Annotated in this window: 2 protein-coding genes; both read left to right on the top strand. The window is 63.2% G+C overall.

Annotated elements, in window-relative coordinates; all coding sequences use genetic code 11:
• The coding region (locus tag WCB02_RS01945) for a hypothetical protein (protein ID WP_423955773.1) at positions 1-920 on the top strand (920 nt) is incomplete at its 5' end.
• 41 nt (positions 921-961) lie between these two features.
• The coding region (locus WCB02_RS01950; protein WP_423955774.1) for a 5-oxoprolinase subunit B family protein at positions 962-1525 on the top strand (564 nt) is incomplete at its 3' end.

Consider the following 1525-nt stretch of genomic DNA (forward strand, 5'->3'; position numbering starts at 1 on the left):
ATGTAGCGTCGTATGCTGCCGGTAATCTGGCGGCAGTCTCGTTCGCGCCGGAACACGAGCGACACACTGAACCCGACTGGCATAGCGCAAGCGATCATCACAGCCGGCCTTTGCCGCGCGATGACAAGTTCTCGTCAGGCACGCCCAGACAATCCAAAGAGCAACCCGCCGCGGTTCCGGCGCAAGCCGAAAAAGTGCTGCGCGCGTTCAACACCTGGGCTTTCAAACGCGAGCAGCCGTCCGATCCGCAATTGATGTTGCGGGTCATCGCCGAGGCCGTCGCGTCCAACCAGGCCATTCCCTTCGTACTGTATTGGGGCAAGGGACCGCGCCACGAGTCCGGCGCCTACGAAGTGCAATGTCTCGACTTCCTGGCCGCGCTGGCAGCCCGCGTGAAAAAAGCTTACGCGCAGGGCGCGGCGATCACATTGATCTTGACCGATACCCATGCCGAACTTAACGGGCATGACCGTGAACACATCAAACAATATTTTGACGACATCGAGAACATAGCCGGGCAACGCGGTTTCCAGACCTGTTGGCTCGGTAACCTTGTCAAAGCTGCCGGTAACCTGGCCACCGCGGCGCCGATCGAAGAAGCCGTGTCGTCGGAAATGCTGTCGCGGCTCATGGTCAGCGCTGAGAAGTGGTATCACGGCGGCGGCACGGCGCAGGAAGGCGCGCTGACCTATTTGCGGATGAATTTGATCGAGCAGCGCGTCGTGGAACGGGCGTTTCCCGGCTCGATCTTCGTCACCTTCAACGGCAGCGAGCTGCGCAGTCTTTTTCCGCGCCAGCTGCCGATCTTTTACATGTACTCGCTGCGCCGCGGCGTCGCCGTGAAGCCTTGGTTCCTGCCCTGCGCGCCCACGACGAACGATTTGAGCGCGGATCAGGCGGACCCGCCGCGTCCGAGCTAGTTCGCGGATTTCCGGCGGCCTTAGTTTGGGTACGGGGTGTCATGCTCGAGTATCGGGTGCTGCCGGCCGGAGACACGGCGCTCGTCGTCGAGTTCGGCGATCGCATCGATCGCGTGCTCAGCACGGCGGTGCTCTCGCTCGCGCATGCCTTGGACGCGCAGGGCATCGCCGGCGTGGTCGAGACCGTTCCCACATTCCGCTCGCTGATGGTTCACTATGAGCCTCTCCTGCTCTCCGCGGCTACGCTTACGGCCCGCATCGACGAGCTGATGCGCACGCTCGACACGCGCGAGGCCGTCGGTCGGGTCTGGCATCTGCCGGTCTGCTACGATCGGCGTTTCGCCATCGATCTCGACGACGTCGCGCGGCGAACCGCGCTCACGACGCGGCAAGTCGTCGAACGACACAGCGGGCCGCTTTACCACGTCTATATGCTCGGCTTCCTGCCCGGTCAGGCCTATATGGGCGAGGTCGCCGCCGAATTGGCGCTCGATCGGCTGGAGTCCCCGCGAACCAGCATTCCGGCCGGTTCACTCGCGATCGCGGCAAGAATGTCCTGCGTCTTTCCTCTGGAGACGCCGTGCGGCTGGCGCGTGATTGGACGC

Source organism: Bradyrhizobium sp., from assembly GCF_049581145.1.
Taxonomy (GTDB): Bacteria; Pseudomonadota; Alphaproteobacteria; order Rhizobiales; family Xanthobacteraceae; genus Bradyrhizobium.